Below are 18357 nucleotides of genomic sequence, written 5' to 3'. Positions count from 1 at the left end.
CTATGAGAATTATGGGATTGGACGTCGGTTCAAAAACGGTAGGGGTGGCAATTAGCGATCCGCTCGGTTTTACAGCTCAAGGACTTGAAATCATCCAAATCAATGAGGAGCAAGGCCAATTTGGTTTTGACCGCGTTAAGGAGTTGGTTGATACTTATAAGGTGGAACGATTTGTAGTGGGCTTGCCTAAAAACATGAACAATACAAGTGGCCCGCGCGTGGAAGCTAGTCAAGCCTACGGAGCGAAGCTAGAAGAACTTTTTGGTTTACCAGTAGACTATCAAGATGAACGCTTGACAACAGTGGCTGCTGAGCGCATGTTGATTGAACAAGCAGATATCAGTCGCAATAAGCGCAAGAAAGTCATTGATAAGTTAGCAGCTCAGCTGATTTTACAAAATTATTTAGATAGAAAATTTTAATATAAAGGAGAGGCTATGTCACACGATCATAACCACGACCACGAAGAACGTGAACTAATCACACTAGTAGATGAGCAAGGAAACGAAACCTTGTTTGAAATCCTTTTGACGATTGACGGAAAAGAAGAATTTGGTAAAAACTATGTTCTTCTAGTACCAGTTAACGCAGAAGAAGATGAAGACGGACAAGTTGAAATCCAAGCTTACTCATTCATCGAAAACGAAGATGGAACAGAAGGCGAATTGCAACCAATCCCAGAAGACTCAGAAGACGAATGGAACATGATTGAAGAAGTCTTCAATAGTTTTATGGAGGAGTAAAAATGTTCAGTGAACATTTTTACCCCAGTTCCTTTAAATAAGAGAGAACTGGTAAGTCTGGGAGACTGTATCAGCCCAACTCCCAAAAATCGGGAAGAGTTGGAACATCCAGGGGATGTTTTTAGTCCAAGTTAATATTCATAGTTGCTAGTGATTAGCTAACCAGGTGAGAGGTCGGGACGAAAATCCTGACCTCATTTTTTGTTATCTACGGAATTTTGCTAGATAATTGATTAGACTTTTGTCAAGGAGATGTATATGTTTGAAGTAGAAGAATGGCTTCATAGTCGGATTGGTTTGAATTTTCGATCAGGCTTGGGCCGAATGCAGCAAGCGGTGGATTTGTTAGGAAATCCTGAGCGGTCTTACCCTATTATCCACGTAACAGGGACTAATGGGAAAGGATCTACCATTGCTTTTATGAGGGAGTTATTTATGGGACATGGCAAAAAAGTTGCGACCTTTACCTCCCCTCATATCGTATCCATCAATGACCGAATCTGCATTAATGGGCAACCAATAGCTGACGCAGACTTCATCCGTTTGGCTGATCAGGTCAAGGAGATGGAAAAGACGCTTTTGCAAACTCATGACCAGTTGTCTTTTTTTGAGCTACTGACCTTGATTGCTTTTCTTTATTTTAGGGATCAAGAGGTGGATTTGGTTTTATTAGAAGTGGGAATTGGTGGCTTACTTGACACGACTAATGTGGTAACTGGAGAGATTGCTGTCATCACCTCCATCGGACTTGACCATCAGGAGACTCTGGGTGACAGTATAGCAGCAATCGCAGAGCAGAAAGCTGGTATTTTTAAGGCTGGTAAAAAGGCAGTAATTGCTAAGTTGCCTTCAGAAGCTAGGATTGTTTGTCAGAAAAAAGCAGACTCTTTAGCTGTTGACCTTTATCAGGCAGGTCAGGATTTTTCAATGCAGGATGGTGATTTTTCAAGTTCTTTGGGAACTTTTTCACAGTTGAAAATAGGTTTAGAAGGAGCTTATCAGCAGGAAAATGCGGCCTTGGCGTTGCAAACGTTTCTTCTTTTTATGAGGGAAGAAAAGGAAGCTGTTGATGAGCAAGCTGTAAGACAGGCATTGGAACAGACCCATTGGGCTGGGCGTTTGGAGCGTATTCGTCCGCAGATTTACTTGGATGGTGCTCATAATCTCCCTGCCTTGACTCGCTTGGTTGAATTTATCAAAGAAAAAGAGCAGGAAGGATATCGTCCTCAAATCCTCTTTGGGGCCTTGAAACGCAAGAATTATCAAGGGATGTTGGCTTATCTGACTGAAAATTTACCTCAGGTGGAACTCAAGGTGACTGGTTTTGACTATCAAGGTTCTCTGGACGAGACAGATGTAACAGGTTACCATGTAATTCCCTCTTACCGAGAATTTATCAGCAGTTTCGAAGAAAAAGCAGATACGCAGGACTTGTTATTCATTACAGGGTCTCTCTATTTTATCTCAGAAGTACGGAGCCACATACTGGGGTATGAGCAGATAAATTGACCACCTTTTTTGAACTTGTTATACTAGGGGAACTGCTGGTTAGAGAAAACTTCTCTAAATTGGTAGCAGAAAGGAAATCCATCATGAAATTAAAAAGATTCACACTTTCTCTTGCTTCTCTAGCAAGTCTTAGTCTCTTAGTAGCTTGTTCACAAAGAGCTCAACAGATTCAACAACCAGCAGCTCAAGCGCAAACACAACAAACTCAGCAATCACAACCTGCTGCTTCATCGTCTACAGAAAATACAAACCAGGCAGCAACAAGTTCTTCACAAAATACAGTTACAGCCCAACCAACTAATATTGATGGGACTTATACAGGCCAAGATGACGGAGACCGTATCACTTTAGTGGTCACTGGAACGACTGGTACATGGACTGAGCTCGAATCTGACGGGGATCAGAAAGTCAAACAGGTTACATTTGATGCAGCAAATCAACGCATGATTATTGGCGATGATGTCAAAATTTACACTGTAAACGGTAATCAAATCATCGTAGATGATATGGATAGAGACCCATCGGACCAAATCATTTTAACTAAATAAGACTATGCAAGTAGAAAGGGCTGGATTTTTCAGCCTTTTTACTTTTACCTAGAAAATAATCATAAATACTTGCCTTCTGTCGAATACCTGAGTTATACTAGTATCAATTACCTGTTTTTAGCATTCATACTCTTCGAAAATCAAATTCAAACCGCGTCAACGTCGCCTTGCCGTACTCAAGTACAGCCTGCGGCTAGTTTCCTAGTTTGCTCTTTGATTTTCATTGAGTATCAAAATATCAAGGAGGGGATATGAAATATAGAAAATTTCAATTATTGATGTCCAAGTATGGCTTTAGTCTTTCGATTATGCTACTTGAACTTTGTCTGGTTTTTGGTCTCTTTCTTTATTTAGGACGCATGGCTCCCATTTTATGGATTACTGTCCTCATTCTACTGAGTATCATCACAATCATTTCGATAGTCAACCGTAATACGACTCCTGAGAATAAGGTAACCTGGTTGTTAGTAGCCTTTGTGCCAGTATTTGGCCCCTTGCTCTATCTGATGTTTGGTGAGAGGCGATTGTCCAAAAAAGAAATCAAACAACTGAAGAAGCTAGGCTCCATGCATTTCCAAGAAGCAAATAGCCAGCTACTAAAAGAGGAATTAAAAGAAAGTGACAAGGCGGCATATGGTGTCATCAAGTCCTTATTGAGTATGGATACCAATGCTGATGTCTATGATCAAACTGCCTCTACATTTTTTTCTAACGGAGAAGCTATGTGGAAAAAGATGGTAGAAGATCTCAAAAAGGCTGAGAAATTTATCTTCTTGGAATATTACATTATAGAAGAAGGTTTGATGTGGAATCGTATTCTAGAAATCTTGAAGCAAAAGGTCGCTCAAGGCATTGAAGTTAAACTGCTCTATGATGATATTGGCTGTATGGCTACTTTAACAGGAGATTATGCACATCGACTTCGTCAGCTGGGCATCGAGGCCCATAAATTCAATAAAGTTATTCCTCGTTTGACAGTGGCCTATAATAACAGAGATCATAGAAAAATATTGATTATTGATGGTCAGATAGCCTATACTGGTGGGGTCAATCTGGCAGATGAGTACATTAACCACGTCAAGAGATTTGGTTATTGGAAGGATAGTGGAATTCGCTTGGACGGACTAGCAGTAAAAGCCCTGACACGCTTGTTTTTAACCACTTGGTACATCAATCGAGGAGAGATTAGTGATTTTGATCAATATCATTTAGAAAATCATTCTATCCCAAGTGACGGTTTAACCATTCCATACGGGAGTGGACCCAAGCCAATTTTTCGAACGCAGGTAGGGAAAAAGGTTTATCAGAGTTTGATCAATCAAGCAACGGAATCGGTCTATATTACGACACCTTATTTGATCATAGACTATGATTTAACGGAGACAATCAAAAATGCAGCTATGAGAGGGGTCGATGTTCGAATTATCACCCCTTACATACCAGATAAGAAATTCATTCAGTTAGTCACAAGAGGGGCTTATCCAGACCTTCTTTCTGCTGGAGTTCGGATTTATGAGTATAGTCCAGGTTTTATTCATAGTAAGCAGATGTTGGTAGACGAAGATTTTGCGGTGGTGGGGACAATCAATCTCGACTACCGAAGCTTGGTACACCATTATGAAAATGCAGTCTTACTCTATAAAACTCCTTCTATAATGGAAATAGCCCGAGATTTTCAAAATATATTTGCAGATTCTCAGGAAGTCTATCCTCATTCTATCAAAACAAGCTGGTATCAAAAACTTGTAAAAGAAATCGCCCAGTTATTCGCTCCAATCTTATAAGAAATCTAGGACTGAGGACACAAACCAGTCCTATTTTTCTTGCCTTTTACGAATAGAAAGATATAGGAGGAACGATGCTGACTCAGAAAGAATTGGATTATATCATAACATTTAAACAGACACATTTACACCGTTTTCGGGAAATTGAAACCTTTGTGAAACTATGCAAAAAATCACTCAAACAGCCATCGCAAGCTGACAATCCTAGGACTTTTTGATATACTAAGACAGATAAATTGAATAGGAGAAACGATATGAGTGTGTATGGTAGAGTAGAAGAAGTTCATCAGGAGAATCGTGAACCTCTAGAATACCAAATCGAACAAGAATCGCATCATCGTGAATCAAGTCGTCTTCCTTTGGTGAAAATTTTACTATGGAGTACGCTTGTAACGGGGATAACTCTAGGAGTACCGCTATTACTCGATTTAATGAGTGCACAGGAAGTGCAGGATTTTTATACAGGTTGGGCCCTTCATCAGGCAGGGAAGATTTACAGCGATTATTATGGAAGTCAAGGTTTGCTTTATTATTTGCTGACTTACGTGACTCAGGGCGGATTTTTCTTTGCCATCTTTGAGTGGTTAGCCTTGGTAGCAGGAGGATTTTTCCTCTTTCGATCGGCAGACACCTTGACAGAGCAAGGAGACCAAGCTGGACAAGTGGTGACTATTTTTTACATGCTAGTTACAGGTCTTGCTTTTGGTGGAGGTTATGCGACTCTTTTAGCGCTTCCTTTCTTATTAGCAGCCTTTAGTTTAGTTGCGACTTATCTAAGCAATCCAAGCCATGATAAGGGATTTGTACGGATTGGGCTGGCTTTGGCAGGAGGATTTTTCTTTGCTCCCTTATCATCGCTCCTGTTTATTGCTGTAGTGAGTTTAGGCTTGTTGGTCTTTAACCTTGGGCATAGACGCTTTGCGCATGGGTTTTATCAGTTTCTTGCAGTGGCTTTAGGTTTTTCACTTATCTTTTATCCAACTGCCTACTATAGTGTTGCAACAGGAAGTTTTGGGGATGCCATTAGTGGTATTCGTTATCCTATTGACAGTATTAGCTTTGATTTCACTTCTAAAATTTTAGAGAATATGGCTTTTTATGGCTTGTTGTCCCTTGGTTTGGGATTTGTGGTTTGTATCTTTTTAGGTCTCTTTCAATCCAAGCCCTCTAAACTATACGTCATTTCGGTTCCTGCAAGTCTTGTGACAATTTTAGGTTTGATTTTGCTTTTCTTTTCACAAGAGCCTCTGCACGCTTCTTATTTGATGGTCGTCTTCCCTGTTTTCCTACTTTTATTGGTAACCAATATTAAGAGTCAACAGAGGGGGCGTAGTGTTAGAAGAAGACGAAGAGAAACGCCAGTTAGCCTATGGAGTCGTTTTTTTAAAGGAAATCTATATCTGCCAGTTTTAGGGCTTGTCTATCTTTTGACTGTTCCTTTTTTGATGAAGTTTGTCCTTTATCCGGTACCTTATCAAGAACGTAATCGTCTTGCTGATTTGGTAAAAGAGGAGACAAATACGGAAGATGCTATCTATGCATGGGATGATACTGCGACTCTTTATCGTAAGAGTGAGCGCTTGTCGCCATCGGCGATTTTGTCTCCCGTGCACTATACAGCAACTGAGGAAAACCGGAATAAGCTACTCAATGACTTGAAAGAAAAACAACCTAAGGTGATTGTGGTGAATGACAAGGTGCCAGTCTGGTCTGAAGTGGAAACACTCTTAAAAGAAAATTACCAACCAGTAAAGACGGATTACTCAGAGTTTAAAGTCTATAAAATTAAATAACCAAATCAATATCTTGTGTATTTTTAAAAATTTTAGGATTTTTAACACAAGATATTGATTTTTCTTTTTAGAGTGGTATAATACTTTTTAGAAAGAACATTTTAGAAAAGAGCATGCATATGATTGCACTAGAAGAAAAAATTACAATTTTGCCAACTCTCTTCGTCGAGAAACGAGATGGGAGACGTGTTGTATTTGATGTGGACAAGATTGACAAGGCTCTCCACAAGGCGGCAGACAAGGTTATGGATGTGACACCCTTGGTCGAAAAACGCCTCAATGCTCTGACCGAGCGAATTGTCACAGAAATTCATAGTCGCTTTCCACAGGGGGTTAAGATTTACGAAATTCAAAATATTGTAGAACATGAACTCCTTGAAGCCAAAGAATATGCGCTGGCTGAGGAGTATATTACTTATCGGACGCAGAGGGATTTTGAGCGCTCAAAAGCGACAGATATTAACTTTAGTATCCATAAACTACTCAACAAAGACCAGGCAGTTGTCAATGAAAATGCCAATAAAGACAGCGATGTCTTCAATACCCAGCGTGATTTGACAGCAGGGATTGTTGGGAAATCAATCGGACTGCAAATGCTTCCTAAGCACGTAGCCAATGCCCACCAAAAGGGGGATATCCACTATCATGATTTGGATTATAGCCCCTACACACCTATGACCAACTGCTGTTTGATTGATTTCAAGGGGATGTTGGAAAATGGTTTTAAGATTGGAAATGCGGAGGTGGAAAGTCCTAAGTCTATCCAGACTGCAACAGCTCAGATTTCCCAAATCATTGCCAACGTTGCTTCTAGCCAGTATGGAGGCTGTTCAGCTGACCGTATCGATGAGGTCTTGGCGCCTTATGCAGAGAAAAATTACCAAAAACATCTCAAAGATGCAGAAGAATGGGTTTTGCCTGAAAAACGGGAAGATTACGCTTGGAAGAAAACTCAAAAAGATATCTATGATGCCATGCAATCTCTTGAGTATGAAATCAACACCCTCTTCACTTCAAATGGGCAAACACCTTTCACTTCGCTAGGTTTTGGCCTGGGAACCAATCGTTTTGAGCGGGAAATTCAAAAAGCTATCTTGAACATCCGAATCAAGGGACTTGGTTCAGAACACCGCACAGCTATCTTCCCTAAACTTATCTTCACGCTTAAAAGAGGACTCAACTTAGAGGAAGGGACACCCAACTACGACATCAAGCAGTTGGCTCTAGAGTGCGCAACCAAACGGATGTACCCAGATGTTTTGTCCTATGATAAAATTGTTGAGTTGACAGGTTCTTTCAAAGTTCCTATGGGTTGTCGTTCTTTCCTTCAAGGTTGGAAAGACGAGAATGGCGTAGAAGTCAATTCAGGTCGGATGAATCTAGGCGTTGTGACGGTCAATCTTCCTCGCATCGCCCTCGAGTCTGAGGGTGACATGAACAAGTTCTGGGAAATCTTCAATGAGCGTATGAATATCGCAGAAGATGCTTTGGTTTATCGTGTCGAACGTACTAAAGAAGCGACGCCAGCAAATGCTCCTATCCTCTATCAATACGGTGCTTTTGGCCATCGTCTAGGTAAAGAAGAAAGTGTTGACCAGCTCTTTAAGAATCGTCGTGCGACAGTTTCACTAGGCTATATCGGTTTGTACGAGGTAGCGACAGTCTTCTTTGGAAATAGCTGGGAACACAATCCAGAAGCCAAGGAATTCACGCTGGATATCATTCGTGATATGAAACGCCGTGTAGAGGAGTGGTCTGACCAATATGGCTATCATTTCTCTATCTACTCAACACCATCTGAAAGTTTGACAGACCGTTTCTGCCGACTAGATACAGACAAGTTTGGTTCTATTCCTGATATCACAGACAAGGAATACTACACCAATTCTTTCCACTACGATGTTCGTAAAAATCCAACACCGTTTGAAAAATTAGACTTTGAGAAAGTTTATCCAGAAGCAGGTGCGTCAGGTGGTTTCATCCATTATTGTGAGTATCCAGTCCTTCAGCAAAATCCTAAGGCTCTGGAAGCTGTTTGGGATTATGCCTATGACCGTGTCGGCTATCTAGGGACCAATACACCAATTGACCGTTGCTATAAGTGTGACTTTGAAGGGGATTTTGAACCAACTGAGAGAGGATTTGCTTGTCCAAACTGTGGCAATAGTGACCCTAAAACAGTAGACGTTGTTAAACGGACTTGTGGCTATCTAGGCAATCCTCAAGCGAGACCGATGGTCAATGGGCGTCACAAGGAAATCGCTGCTCGTGTCAAACACATGAATGGCTCAACGATTAAAATGGCTGGTCACCAAGTAACAAATTAGAAAGAAATGAAATGGGAAAATATCAATTAGACGATAAGGGGCGCGCACAAGTGACCCGTTATCACGAGAAACACTCTAAAGGTGGAGCTGGTAAGAAAGAACGTTTGCTCAGCCTCAGAGAACAATTTTTAAACAAGAACAAGAAAAAATAAAAGTGAGAGTCAACTCTCGCTTTTCTCATAGTGGGAGGTAAGGATGGAACTACGCAGATCAAGATTAGCAGATAAAGAAACAGTTTTAGACATGATGGCAGAGTTTGAAAAGAGCCAATCAGCCCATGATGGTGGATTTTGGGATACAGAGAACTTTGTGTATGAAGAGTGGTTGGAAACAAATATGCAAAAAGAGATGGGAATAAACTTGCCTGAAAATCGTGTTCCTTCTATTCAATTTGTATCATTTGATGATATAGGTCGTGCTCTAGGATTTTTGAATCTGCGATTGAGACTGAATGAGGGTTTACTGAATTATGCTGGCCACATTGGCTACTCCATTCGTCCATCAGAAAGAGGCAAGGGTTATGCTAAGGAAACTCTCCGTCAGGGCTTGCAAGTTGCTAAGGAAAAGAACATCAAGAGAACTCTTGTGACCTGTAGTGTGAATAATCCTGCTAGCAGAGCAGTCATTTTAGCAAATGGTGGGCTCCTTGAGGATGTTCGTGATGGAGTCGAGCGTTATTGGATAGAGGTAGCAAATGAATAATCCAAAACCACAAGAATGGAAAAGCGAGGAACTCAGTCAAGGGCGTATCATCGACTACAAGGCCTTTAACTTTGTAGATGGAGAAGGTGTGCGTAACTCTCTCTATGTATCAGGCTGCATGTTTCACTGCGAGGGATGTTATAATGTTGCTACTTGGTCTTTTAATGCTGGCATTCCCTATACAGCAGAGCTAGAAGAACAGATCATGGAAGATCTTGCTCAACCCTATGTTCAAGGCTTGACTTTGCTGGGAGGGGAGCCCTTTCTCAATACGGGCATTCTCTTGCCACTCGTTAAACGCATCCGAAAGGAATTGCCAGAAAAAGACATCTGGTCCTGGACGGGCTATACTTGGGAAGAAATGATGCTGGAGACTCCAGACAAATTGGAACTCTTATCGCTAATTGACATCCTTGTAGATGGACGGTATGACCGAACTAAGAGAAATCTCATGCTCCAGTTTCGAGGGTCGTCCAACCAACGAATTATCGATGTGCAAAAATCGCTCCAAAGTGGGCAAGTAGTGATTTGGGATAAGCTTAATGACGGAAAAGAAAGCTATGAACAGGTGAAGAGAGAATGAAGAAAAAAGACTTAGTAGACCAACTAGTCTCAGAGATCGAGACGGGGAAAGTCAGGACACTGGGAATATACGGTCATGGGGCTTCGGGTAAATCAACTTTTGCACAGGAATTGTACCAAACCCTAGATTTTGCAAAGGTAAACTTATTGGAAACCGATCCTTACATTGCTTCAAATCGTCATTTAGTGGTGCCAAAGGAGACTCCAGACCAAAAAGTGACCGCTTGTTTACCTGTGGCTCATGAACTGGTAAGTTTAGAAAGAGACATTCTCGCTTTAAAGGCTGGCATGGATATCTTAACAATTGAAGAACCTTGGAAAGCTAGTGAGGTCTTGTCTGGAGAAAAGCCAATTCTGATTGTCGAAGGGATGTCTGTTGGTTTTTTACCCAAAGAACTCTTTGACAAAACCATCTGTTTCTACACGGATGAGGAGACCGAATTAAAGCGACGCCTTGCTAGAGATACGACTGTGAGAAATCGCGATGCATCCTTTATATTGGCTAGCCATCAGATGAGACGGGAGCAGTATCTGCGATACTATAAAGAAACTGAGTCTAAGGCGGATGTCTTAGTGGACCAATCAGAAGGTAAATTTGAGGTCAAGAGGAGTCAGTTTATATAGAAGAAAATCCCTAATTTTAAAAAGAAAAATAGGAAAACAGTTTCATCGTAAAAAAACGAAAAAAACCTAACAAATCCCTTGCAATCGCAGGGGCTTTGTGTTATTCTATTATGGTGCTGTAAATTACAGCCTTAGCTTTGATGCAAGAGGTTGCGACACGCTCGGTTGCATTGCCACGCAACACCGCGTCGGTTTTCTTGTGGAGCTAGCCTATTATCTTAAATAGACGAAAAGGAGAAAAAGATGGCAAACAAAAAAATCCGTATCCGTTTGAAAGCTTACGAACACCGTACGCTTGACACAGCGGCTGCAAAAATCGTAGAATCAGCTACTCGTACAGGTGCACAAGTTGCGGGTCCAATCCCACTTCCAACTGAACGTAGCCTCTACACAATCATTCGTGCGACTCACAAATACAAAGACTCTCGCGAACAATTTGAAATGCGTACACACAAACGTTTGATCGATATCGTTAACCCAACTCAAAAAACAGTTGATGCTTTGATGAAATTGGATCTTCCAAGTGGTGTAAACGTAGAAATCAAACTTTAATCTAAAATATAAAAGAGCAGAGGCTGGTGTTTCAATTTAATTGAACACGGGCTAAACTCGGTGTGAAAAAGATAAACTTCCTAGTGTCTGCTAGACACTGCGTCAGTTTCCTATTTTCACTTTGAGTTTGACGCCCTTTGTATCTTAGACTTGAGCATAAAAAACGCTCGTTAAAAACTTTTTGAATAAAAAATATAGAAAAGGAACTATTTTCTCATGACAAAAGGAATCTTAGGGAAAAAAGTGGGAATGACTCAAATCTTCACTGAAGCTGGCGAATTGATCCCTGTAACAGTTATTGAAGCAACTCCAAACGTTGTTCTTCAAGTTAAAACTGTTGAAACAGACGGATACAACGCTATCCAAGTTGGTTTCGATGACAAACGCGAAGTGTTGAGCAACAAACCTGCTAAAGGACATGTAGCAAAAGCTAACACGGCTCCTAAGCGCTTCATTCGTGAATTCAAAAACGTTGAAGGCTTGGAAGTTGGTGCTGAAATCACAGTTGAAACATTCGCAGCTGGAGACGTTGTTGACGTAACTGGTACTTCTAAAGGTAAAGGTTTCCAAGGTGTTATCAAACGCCACGGACAATCACGTGGACCAATGGCTCACGGTTCTCGTTACCACCGTCGTCCAGGTTCTATGGGACCTGTTGCACCTAACCGTGTATTCAAAGGTAAAAACCTTGCAGGACGTATGGGTGGCGACCGCGTAACAATTCAAAACCTTGAAGTTGTACAAGTTGTTCCAGAAAAGAACGTTATCCTTATCAAAGGTAACGTACCAGGTGCTAAGAAATCTCTTATCACTATCAAGTCAGCAGTTAAAGCTGGTAAATAATAAGGAAAGGGGAATACAGTCAAAATGGCAAATGTAACATTATTCGACCAAACTGGTAAACAAGCGGGCGAAGTTGTTCTTAACGATGCAATCTTTGGTATCGAACCAAACCAATCTGTTGTGTTTGATGTGATCATCAGCCAACGTGCTAGCCTTCGTCAAGGAACTCACGCAGTTAAAAACCGCTCAGCTGTTTCAGGTGGTGGACGCAAACCATGGCGTCAAAAAGGAACTGGACGTGCTCGTCAAGGTTCTATCCGCTCTCCACAATGGCGTGGTGGTGGAATCGTCTTCGGACCAACTCCACGTTCATACGGCTACAAACTTCCACAAAAAGTTCGTCGCCTAGCTCTTAAATCAGTTTATTCTGAAAAAGTTGCTGAAAACAAATTTGTAGCCGTTGATTCTCTTGAATTTACAGCTCCAAAAACTGCTGAATTTGCAAAAGTTCTTGCAGCATTGAGCATCGATTCTAAAGTTCTTGTTATCCTTGAAGAAGGAAATGAATTCGCAGCTCTTTCAGCTCGTAACCTTCAAAACGTGAAAGTTGCGACTGCTACAACTGCAAGTGTTCTTGACATCGCAAATAGCGACAAACTTCTTGTCACACAAGCAGCTATCTCTAAAATCGAGGAGGTTCTTGCATAATGAATTTGTATGATGTTATCAAAAAACCTGTCATCACTGAAAGCTCAATGGCTCAACTTGAAGCAGGAAAATATGTATTTGAAGTTGACACTCGTGCACACAAACTTTTGATCAAGCAAGCTGTTGAAGCTGCTTTCGAAGGTGTTAAAGTTGCCAACGTTAACACAATCAACGTAAAACCAAAAGCTAAACGTGTTGGACGTTACACTGGTTTTACTAACAAAACTAAAAAAGCTATCATCACACTTACAGCTGATTCTAAAGCAATCGAGTTGTTTGCTGCTGAAGCTGAATAATCTAAGGAGGAAATATCGTGGGAATTCGTGTTTATAAACCAACAACAAACGGTCGCCGTAATATGACTTCTTTGGATTTCGCTGAAATCACAACAAGCACTCCTGAAAAATCATTGCTTGTTGCATTGAAGAGCAAGGCTGGTCGTAACAACAACGGTCGTATCACAGTTCGTCACCAAGGTGGTGGACACAAACGTTTCTACCGTTTGGTTGACTTCAAACGTAACAAAGACAACGTTGAAGCAGTTGTTAAAACAATCGAGTACGATCCAAACCGTTCTGCAAACATCGCTCTTGTACACTACACTGACGGTGTGAAAGCATACATCATCGCTCCAAAAGGTCTTGAAGTAGGTCAACGTATCGTTTCAGGTCCAGAAGCAGATATCAAAGTCGGAAACGCTCTTCCACTTGCTAACATCCCAGTTGGTACTTTGATCCACAATATTGAGTTGAAACCAGGTCGTGGTGGTGAATTGGTACGTGCTGCTGGAGCTTCTGCTCAAGTATTGGGTCAAGAAGGTAAATACGTTCTTGTTCGTCTTCAATCTGGCGAAGTACGTATGATCCTTGGAACTTGTCGTGCTACAGTTGGTGTTGTCGGAAACGAACAACATGGACTTGTAAACCTTGGTAAAGCAGGACGTAGCCGTTGGAAAGGTATCCGCCCAACAGTTCGTGGTTCTGTAATGAACCCTAACGATCACCCGCACGGTGGTGGTGAAGGTAAAGCACCAGTTGGTCGTAAAGCACCATCTACTCCATGGGGCAAACCTGCTCTTGGTCTTAAAACTCGTAACAAGAAAGCGAAATCTGACAAACTTATCGTTCGTCGTCGCAACGAGAAATAATATTAAACTAGTCGCTTAAGTAACTAGTAAATCCGCCAGCTCGGTAGCGCTCCTTGTGAGCGCAAGCCGCTGTGGTACAACATTTAAAGGAGAAAATATAAAAATGGGACGCAGTCTTAAAAAAGGACCTTTCGTCGATGAGCATTTGATGAAAAAAGTTGAAGCTCAAGCTAACGACGAAAAGAAAAAAGTTATTAAAACTTGGTCACGTCGTTCAACGATCTTCCCAAGTTTCATTGGTTACACTATTGCAGTTTATGACGGACGTAAACACGTACCTGTTTACATCCAAGAAGACATGGTAGGTCACAAACTTGGTGAATTTGCACCAACTCGTACTTACAAAGGTCACGCTGCAGACGACAAGAAAACACGTAGAAAATAAGGAGAACATAAATGGCAGAAATTACTTCAGCTAAAGCAATGGCTCGTACAGTACGTGTTTCACCTCGTAAATCACGTCTTGTTCTTGATAACATCCGTGGTAAAAGCGTAGCCGATGCAATCGCAATCTTGACATTCACTCCAAACAAAGCTGCTGAAATCATCTTGAAAGTTTTGAACTCAGCTGTAGCTAACGCTGAAAACAACTTTGGTTTGGATAAAGCTAACTTGGTAGTATCTGAAGCATTCGCAAACGAAGGACCAACTATGAAACGTTTCCGTCCACGTGCGAAAGGTTCAGCTTCACCAATCAACAAACGTACAGCTCACATCACTGTAGCTGTTGCAGAAAAATAAGGAGGTAAAATCGTGGGTCAAAAAGTACATCCAATTGGTATGCGTGTCGGCATCATCCGTGATTGGGATGCCAAATGGTATGCTGAAAAAGAATACGCGGATTACCTTCATGAAGATCTTGCAATCCGTAAATTCGTTCAAAAAGAACTTGCTGACGCAGCAGTTTCAACTATTGAAATCGAACGTGCAGTAAACAAAGTTAACGTTTCACTTCACACTGCTAAACCAGGTATGGTTATCGGTAAAGGTGGTGCTAACGTTGATGCACTCCGTGCAAAACTTAACAAATTGACAGGAAAACAAGTACACATCAACATCATCGAAATCAAACAACCTGATTTGGATGCTCACCTTGTAGGTGAAGGAATTGCTCGTCAATTGGAGCAACGTGTTGCTTTCCGTCGTGCACAAAAACAAGCAATCCAACGTGCAATGCGTGCTGGAGCTAAAGGAATCAAAACTCAAGTATCAGGTCGTTTGAACGGTGCAGATATCGCCCGTGCTGAAGGATACTCTGAAGGAACTGTTCCGCTTCACACACTTCGTGCAGATATCGATTATGCTTGGGAAGAAGCAGATACTACATACGGTAAACTTGGTGTTAAAGTATGGATCTACCGTGGTGAAGTTCTTCCAGCTCGCAAAAACACTAAAGGAGGTAAATAACCAATGTTAGTACCTAAACGTGTTAAACACCGTCGTGAATTCCGTGGAAAAATGCGCGGTGAAGCAAAAGGTGGAAAAGAAGTAGCATTCGGTGAATACGGTCTTCAAGCTACAACTAGCCACTGGATCACTAACCGCCAAATCGAAGCTGCTCGTATCGCCATGACTCGTTACATGAAACGTGGTGGTAAAGTTTGGATTAAAATCTTCCCACACAAATCATACACTGCTAAAGCTATCGGTGTGCGTATGGGATCTGGTAAAGGGGCACCTGAAGGTTGGGTAGCACCAGTTAAACGTGGTAAAGTGATGTTCGAAATCGCTGGTGTATCTGAAGAGATCGCTCGCGAAGCGCTTCGTCTTGCTAGCCACAAATTGCCAGTTAAATGTAAATTCGTAAAACGTGAAGCAGAATAAGGAGAAGGCATGAAACTTAATGAAGTAAAAGAATTTGTTAAAGAACTTCGTGGTCTTTCTCAAGAAGAACTCGCGAAGCGCGAAAACGAATTGAAAAAAGAATTGTTTGAACTTCGTTTCCAAGCTGCTACTGGTCAATTGGAACAAACAGCTCGCTTGAAAGAAGTTAAAAAACAAATCGCTCGTATCAAAACAGTTCAATCTGAAGCGAAATAATAGACTAGGGAAGGAGAAATTTCAATGGAACGCAATAATCGTAAAGTTCTTGTTGGACGTGTTGTATCTGACAAAATGGACAAGACAATCACAGTTGTAGTTGAAACAAAACGTAACCACCCAGTCTATGGTAAACGTATTAACTACTCTAAAAAATACAAAGCTCATGATGAAAACAATGTTGCCAAAGAAGGCGATATCGTACGTATCATGGAAACTCGCCCGCTTTCAGCTACAAAACGTTTCCGTCTTGTAGAAGTTGTTGAAGAAGCGGTCATCATCTAATCAAACCTGAAAGGAGAAAACTGAAATGATTCAAACAGAAACTCGTTTGAAAGTCGCAGACAACAGCGGTGCTCGCGAAATCTTGACTATCAAAGTTCTTGGTGGTTCAGGACGTAAATTTGCAAACATCGGTGATGTTATCGTGGCATCTGTAAAACAAGCTACTCCTGGTGGTGCGGTTAAAAAAGGTGACGTTGTTAAAGCAGTTATCGTTCGTACTAAATCAGGTGCTCGTCGTGCTGATGGTTCATACATCAAATTTGACGAAAACGCAGCAGTTATCATCCGTGAAGACAAAACTCCTCGCGGAACACGTATCTTTGGCCCAGTTGCACGTGAATTGCGTGAAGGTGGCTTCATGAAGATCGTGTCACTTGCTCCAGAAGTACTTTAATTTTTAGAAACAAACTAGTCCCCTAGCTTCAAGCTAGGGTGCCCTTATGGGCGTAAGAAAAATCAAGGAGAAACCTAATGTTTGTAAAAAAAGGCGACAAAGTTCGCGTAATCGCTGGTAAAGATAAGGGAACAGAAGCTGTTGTCCTTACTGCCCTTCCAAAAGTAAACAAAGTTATCGTTGAAGGTGTTAACATCGTTAAGAAACACCAACGTCCAACTAACGAGCTTCCTCAAGGTGGTATCATCGAAAAAGAAGCAGCTATCCACGTATCAAACGTTCAAGTTTTGGACAAAAATGGTGTAGCTGGCCGTGTTGGTTACAAATTTGTAGACGGTAAAAAAGTTCGCTACAACAAAAAATCAGGCGAAGTGCTTGATTAATCACGAAGGAAAGGAGAAGTATAATGGCAAATCGTTTAAAAGAAAAATATCTTAATGAAGTAGTTCCTGCTTTGACAGAACAATTCAACTACTCATCAGTGATGGCTGTGCCTAAAGTAGATAAGATCGTTTTGAACATGGGTGTTGGTGAAGCGGTATCAAACGCTAAAAGCCTTGAAAAAGCTGCTGAAGAATTGGCACTTATCTCAGGTCAAAAACCACTTATCACTAAAGCTAAAAAATCAATCGCCGGCTTCCGTCTTCGTGAAGGTGTTGCGATCGGTGCAAAAGTTACCCTTCGTGGTGAACGTATGTACGAATTCTTGGATAAATTGGTTTCAGTTTCACTTCCACGTGTACGTGACTTCCACGGTGTTCCAACAAAATCATTTGATGGACGCGGAAACTACACACTTGGTGTGAAAGAACAATTGATTTTCCCAGAAATCAACTTCGATGACGTTGACAAAACTCGTGGTCTTGACATCGTTATCGTAACAACTGCTAACACTGACGAAGAGTCACGTGCATTGCTTACAGGCCTTGGAATGCCTTTTGCAAAATAATATAGGAGGTAAATCTAATGGCTAAAAAATCAATGATTGCTAAGAACAAACGTCCAGCGAAGTTCTCTACTCAAGCTTATACTCGTTGTGAAAAATGTGGTCGTCCACATTCAGTTTACCGCAAATTTAAACTTTGCCGTGTTTGCTTCCGTGAATTAGCTTACAAAGGACAAATTCCTGGTGTAACAAAAGCATCTTGGTAATTTAAGATATCAAGGGCGTCAAAACTCTAAGTGAAAATAGGAAACTGGACGAAGAAACTGAAGTTTCTAGGAGAGTTTGTCTTTTTCGCACAGAGTTTAGCCCGGGTTCAGTTGGGCTTGCCAATTTGAACACGAGCTACAGCTTTGGCAAAAAAGACCAATTTTCTTTGGAGCATCGCTCCTGCATCAAATTGCCTATTTTTGCTCTTGCTGTTACGCTCTTTGTATCATGTATTAACTAGCAAGTGCAACTTGCAAACTACTAGTAAGAGGAGAAAAACAAAATGGTTATGACTGACCCAATCGCAGACTTCCTAACTCGTATTCGTAACGCTAACCAAGCTAAACACGAAGTACTTGAAGTACCTGCATCAAACATCAAAAAAGGGATTGCTGAAATCCTTAAACGCGAAGGTTTTGTAAAAAACGTTGAAATCATCGAAGATGACAAACAAGGCATCATCCGTGTATTCCTTAAATACGGACCAAACGGTGAAAAAGTTATCACTAACTTGAAACGTGTTTCTAAACCAGGACTTCGTGTCTACAAAAAACGTGAAGACCTTCCAAAAGTTCTTAACGGACTTGGAATTGCTATCCTTTCAACTTCTGAAGGTTTGCTTACTGATAAAGAAGCACGCCAAAAGAATGTTGGTGGGGAAGTTATCGCTTACGTTTGGTAAA

Annotated in this window: 28 protein-coding genes; all 28 read left to right on the top strand. The window is 41.2% G+C overall.

Annotation, left to right across the window (positions count from 1 at the left end; genetic code table 11):
- Nucleotides 1-2: 2 nt before the first annotated feature.
- The gene (gene ruvX, locus HT732_RS02365; protein ID WP_004239076.1) at nt 3-422 is read left to right on the top strand and encodes a Holliday junction resolvase RuvX; all 420 of its coding nucleotides are present in this window, start codon (nt 3-5) and stop codon (nt 420-422) included.
- A 15-nt stretch (nt 423-437) separates the two neighbouring features.
- Nucleotides 438-743, top strand: a complete 306-nt coding sequence (locus HT732_RS02360) for a DUF1292 domain-containing protein (protein WP_000017620.1) — start codon at nt 438-440, stop codon at nt 741-743.
- A 9-nt stretch (nt 744-752) separates the two neighbouring features.
- Nucleotides 753-878 carry a hypothetical protein gene (locus tag HT732_RS10455; protein ID WP_275690729.1) on the top strand — a complete coding sequence of 42 codons (126 nt, stop codon included), beginning with the start codon at nt 753-755 and terminating at the stop codon, nt 876-878.
- 123 nt (nt 879-1001) lie between these two features.
- Complete coding sequence (locus tag HT732_RS02355; protein ID WP_173253820.1) at nt 1002-2252, top strand: folylpolyglutamate synthase/dihydrofolate synthase family protein; 1251 nt, start codon at nt 1002-1004, stop codon at nt 2250-2252.
- Between the two features lie 83 nt (nt 2253-2335).
- Nucleotides 2336-2800: an SP_0198 family lipoprotein gene (locus HT732_RS02350; protein ID WP_240155824.1), complete on the top strand. Its 465-nt coding sequence runs from the start codon at nt 2336-2338 to the stop codon at nt 2798-2800.
- Between the two features lie 251 nt (nt 2801-3051).
- Nucleotides 3052-4584 (top strand): cardiolipin synthase, encoded by a 1533-nt coding sequence (gene cls / locus HT732_RS02345; protein WP_173253818.1) that lies wholly within the window; start codon nt 3052-3054, stop codon nt 4582-4584.
- A gap of 254 nt (nt 4585-4838) precedes the next feature.
- Entirely contained in the window at nt 4839-6377 is a 1539-nt protein-coding gene (locus HT732_RS02340; RefSeq protein WP_173253817.1) for a damage-inducible protein CinA, read from the top strand.
- A gap of 119 nt (nt 6378-6496) precedes the next feature.
- Entirely contained in the window at nt 6497-8704 is a 2208-nt protein-coding gene (gene nrdD, locus HT732_RS02335; protein ID WP_173253816.1) for an anaerobic ribonucleoside-triphosphate reductase, read from the top strand.
- 11 nt (nt 8705-8715) lie between these two features.
- A complete protein-coding gene (locus tag HT732_RS02330) occupies nt 8716-8856 on the top strand; it encodes a hypothetical protein (RefSeq protein WP_000521621.1) in 141 nt (46 codons plus the stop codon).
- A 43-nt stretch (nt 8857-8899) separates the two neighbouring features.
- Nucleotides 8900-9406 carry a GNAT family N-acetyltransferase gene (locus HT732_RS02325; RefSeq protein WP_173253815.1) on the top strand — a complete coding sequence of 169 codons (507 nt, stop codon included), beginning with the start codon at nt 8900-8902 and terminating at the stop codon, nt 9404-9406.
- Entirely contained in the window at nt 9399-9989 is a 591-nt protein-coding gene (gene nrdG / locus HT732_RS02320) for an anaerobic ribonucleoside-triphosphate reductase activating protein (RefSeq protein ID WP_173253814.1), read from the top strand. Before HT732_RS02325 ends, nrdG begins: the two co-directional genes overlap by 8 nt.
- A complete protein-coding gene (locus HT732_RS02315) occupies nt 9986-10612 on the top strand; it encodes a phosphoribulokinase (protein WP_173253813.1) in 627 nt (208 codons plus the stop codon). Before nrdG ends, HT732_RS02315 begins: the two co-directional genes overlap by 4 nt.
- A gap of 243 nt (nt 10613-10855) precedes the next feature.
- A complete protein-coding gene (gene rpsJ, locus HT732_RS02310) occupies nt 10856-11164 on the top strand; it encodes a 30S ribosomal protein S10 (protein ID WP_001284513.1) in 309 nt (102 codons plus the stop codon).
- A gap of 216 nt (nt 11165-11380) precedes the next feature.
- Nucleotides 11381-12007, top strand: a complete 627-nt coding sequence (gene rplC / locus HT732_RS02305; RefSeq protein WP_000160197.1) for a 50S ribosomal protein L3 — start codon at nt 11381-11383, stop codon at nt 12005-12007.
- Nucleotides 12008-12031: 24 nt separating this feature from the next.
- Nucleotides 12032-12655, top strand: a complete 624-nt coding sequence (rplD, locus tag HT732_RS02300; RefSeq protein ID WP_173253812.1) for a 50S ribosomal protein L4 — start codon at nt 12032-12034, stop codon at nt 12653-12655.
- Entirely contained in the window at nt 12655-12951 is a 297-nt protein-coding gene (locus HT732_RS02295; RefSeq protein WP_001055347.1) for a 50S ribosomal protein L23, read from the top strand. The genes rplD and HT732_RS02295 overlap by 1 nt, the downstream gene beginning before the upstream one ends.
- Nucleotides 12952-12968: 17 nt before the next feature.
- Nucleotides 12969-13802: a 50S ribosomal protein L2 gene (gene rplB / locus HT732_RS02290; RefSeq protein ID WP_000512910.1), complete on the top strand. Its 834-nt coding sequence runs from the start codon at nt 12969-12971 to the stop codon at nt 13800-13802.
- A 103-nt stretch (nt 13803-13905) separates the two neighbouring features.
- Nucleotides 13906-14187, top strand: coding sequence for a 30S ribosomal protein S19 (rpsS, locus tag HT732_RS02285; protein WP_000533766.1), 282 nt, complete (start codon nt 13906-13908; stop codon nt 14185-14187).
- Between the two features lie 11 nt (nt 14188-14198).
- Entirely contained in the window at nt 14199-14543 is a 345-nt protein-coding gene (gene rplV, locus HT732_RS02280; protein ID WP_000818137.1) for a 50S ribosomal protein L22, read from the top strand.
- Nucleotides 14544-14555: 12 nt separating this feature from the next.
- Nucleotides 14556-15209, top strand: a complete 654-nt coding sequence (rpsC, locus tag HT732_RS02275) for a 30S ribosomal protein S3 (RefSeq protein ID WP_000529936.1) — start codon at nt 14556-14558, stop codon at nt 15207-15209.
- Between the two features lie 3 nt (nt 15210-15212).
- Entirely contained in the window at nt 15213-15626 is a 414-nt protein-coding gene (rplP, locus tag HT732_RS02270; protein ID WP_000960946.1) for a 50S ribosomal protein L16, read from the top strand.
- Between the two features lie 9 nt (nt 15627-15635).
- The gene (gene rpmC / locus HT732_RS02265; protein ID WP_000772918.1) at nt 15636-15842 is read left to right on the top strand and encodes a 50S ribosomal protein L29; all 207 of its coding nucleotides are present in this window, start codon (nt 15636-15638) and stop codon (nt 15840-15842) included.
- A 24-nt stretch (nt 15843-15866) separates the two neighbouring features.
- Complete coding sequence (gene rpsQ, locus HT732_RS02260) at nt 15867-16127, top strand: 30S ribosomal protein S17 (RefSeq protein ID WP_000440801.1); 261 nt, start codon at nt 15867-15869, stop codon at nt 16125-16127.
- A gap of 25 nt (nt 16128-16152) precedes the next feature.
- Nucleotides 16153-16521 (top strand): 50S ribosomal protein L14, encoded by a 369-nt coding sequence (gene rplN / locus HT732_RS02255; RefSeq protein WP_000616545.1) that lies wholly within the window; start codon nt 16153-16155, stop codon nt 16519-16521.
- Nucleotides 16522-16598: 77 nt separating this feature from the next.
- The gene (gene rplX / locus HT732_RS02250; protein ID WP_000497691.1) at nt 16599-16904 is read left to right on the top strand and encodes a 50S ribosomal protein L24; all 306 of its coding nucleotides are present in this window, start codon (nt 16599-16601) and stop codon (nt 16902-16904) included.
- A 23-nt stretch (nt 16905-16927) separates the two neighbouring features.
- Nucleotides 16928-17470: a 50S ribosomal protein L5 gene (rplE, locus tag HT732_RS02245; RefSeq protein WP_000013542.1), complete on the top strand. Its 543-nt coding sequence runs from the start codon at nt 16928-16930 to the stop codon at nt 17468-17470.
- A 17-nt stretch (nt 17471-17487) separates the two neighbouring features.
- Nucleotides 17488-17673, top strand: coding sequence for a type Z 30S ribosomal protein S14 (locus HT732_RS02240; RefSeq protein ID WP_001085697.1), 186 nt, complete (start codon nt 17488-17490; stop codon nt 17671-17673).
- Between the two features lie 284 nt (nt 17674-17957).
- The gene (gene rpsH, locus HT732_RS02235; protein ID WP_000245504.1) at nt 17958-18356 is read left to right on the top strand and encodes a 30S ribosomal protein S8; all 399 of its coding nucleotides are present in this window, start codon (nt 17958-17960) and stop codon (nt 18354-18356) included.
- Nucleotide 18357: the final 1 nt, after the last annotated feature.

The organism is Streptococcus sp. 5346 (assembly GCF_013277455.1).
Classification (GTDB): Bacteria; Bacillota; Bacilli; order Lactobacillales; family Streptococcaceae; genus Streptococcus.
The sequence above is the reverse complement of the archived record's forward strand: the minus strand, read 5'-3'. Positions and strand labels throughout refer to the sequence as shown.

Coding starts and splice junctions, on each gene's coding strand:
- ruvX (WP_004239076.1), top strand. CDS start 3: ATGAGAATTATGGGATTGGACGTCGGTTCAAAAACGGTAGGGGTGGCA.
- HT732_RS02360 (WP_000017620.1), top strand. CDS start 438: ATGTCACACGATCATAACCACGACCACGAAGAACGTGAACTAATCACA.
- HT732_RS02355 (WP_173253820.1), top strand. CDS start 1,002: ATGTTTGAAGTAGAAGAATGGCTTCATAGTCGGATTGGTTTGAATTTT.
- HT732_RS02350 (WP_240155824.1), top strand. CDS start 2,336: ATGAAATTAAAAAGATTCACACTTTCTCTTGCTTCTCTAGCAAGTCTT.
- cls (WP_173253818.1), top strand. CDS start 3,052: ATGAAATATAGAAAATTTCAATTATTGATGTCCAAGTATGGCTTTAGT.
- HT732_RS02340 (WP_173253817.1), top strand. CDS start 4,839: ATGAGTGTGTATGGTAGAGTAGAAGAAGTTCATCAGGAGAATCGTGAA.
- nrdD (WP_173253816.1), top strand. CDS start 6,497: ATGATTGCACTAGAAGAAAAAATTACAATTTTGCCAACTCTCTTCGTC.
- HT732_RS02330 (WP_000521621.1), top strand. CDS start 8,716: ATGGGAAAATATCAATTAGACGATAAGGGGCGCGCACAAGTGACCCGT.
- HT732_RS02325 (WP_173253815.1), top strand. CDS start 8,900: ATGGAACTACGCAGATCAAGATTAGCAGATAAAGAAACAGTTTTAGAC.
- nrdG (WP_173253814.1), top strand. CDS start 9,399: ATGAATAATCCAAAACCACAAGAATGGAAAAGCGAGGAACTCAGTCAA.
- HT732_RS02315 (WP_173253813.1), top strand. CDS start 9,986: ATGAAGAAAAAAGACTTAGTAGACCAACTAGTCTCAGAGATCGAGACG.
- rpsJ (WP_001284513.1), top strand. CDS start 10,856: ATGGCAAACAAAAAAATCCGTATCCGTTTGAAAGCTTACGAACACCGT.
- rplC (WP_000160197.1), top strand. CDS start 11,381: ATGACAAAAGGAATCTTAGGGAAAAAAGTGGGAATGACTCAAATCTTC.
- rplD (WP_173253812.1), top strand. CDS start 12,032: ATGGCAAATGTAACATTATTCGACCAAACTGGTAAACAAGCGGGCGAA.
- HT732_RS02295 (WP_001055347.1), top strand. CDS start 12,655: ATGAATTTGTATGATGTTATCAAAAAACCTGTCATCACTGAAAGCTCA.
- rpsS (WP_000533766.1), top strand. CDS start 13,906: ATGGGACGCAGTCTTAAAAAAGGACCTTTCGTCGATGAGCATTTGATG.
- rplV (WP_000818137.1), top strand. CDS start 14,199: ATGGCAGAAATTACTTCAGCTAAAGCAATGGCTCGTACAGTACGTGTT.
- rplP (WP_000960946.1), top strand. CDS start 15,213: ATGTTAGTACCTAAACGTGTTAAACACCGTCGTGAATTCCGTGGAAAA.
- rpmC (WP_000772918.1), top strand. CDS start 15,636: ATGAAACTTAATGAAGTAAAAGAATTTGTTAAAGAACTTCGTGGTCTT.
- rpsQ (WP_000440801.1), top strand. CDS start 15,867: ATGGAACGCAATAATCGTAAAGTTCTTGTTGGACGTGTTGTATCTGAC.
- rplN (WP_000616545.1), top strand. CDS start 16,153: ATGATTCAAACAGAAACTCGTTTGAAAGTCGCAGACAACAGCGGTGCT.
- rplX (WP_000497691.1), top strand. CDS start 16,599: ATGTTTGTAAAAAAAGGCGACAAAGTTCGCGTAATCGCTGGTAAAGAT.
- rplE (WP_000013542.1), top strand. CDS start 16,928: ATGGCAAATCGTTTAAAAGAAAAATATCTTAATGAAGTAGTTCCTGCT.
- HT732_RS02240 (WP_001085697.1), top strand. CDS start 17,488: ATGGCTAAAAAATCAATGATTGCTAAGAACAAACGTCCAGCGAAGTTC.
- rpsH (WP_000245504.1), top strand. CDS start 17,958: ATGGTTATGACTGACCCAATCGCAGACTTCCTAACTCGTATTCGTAAC.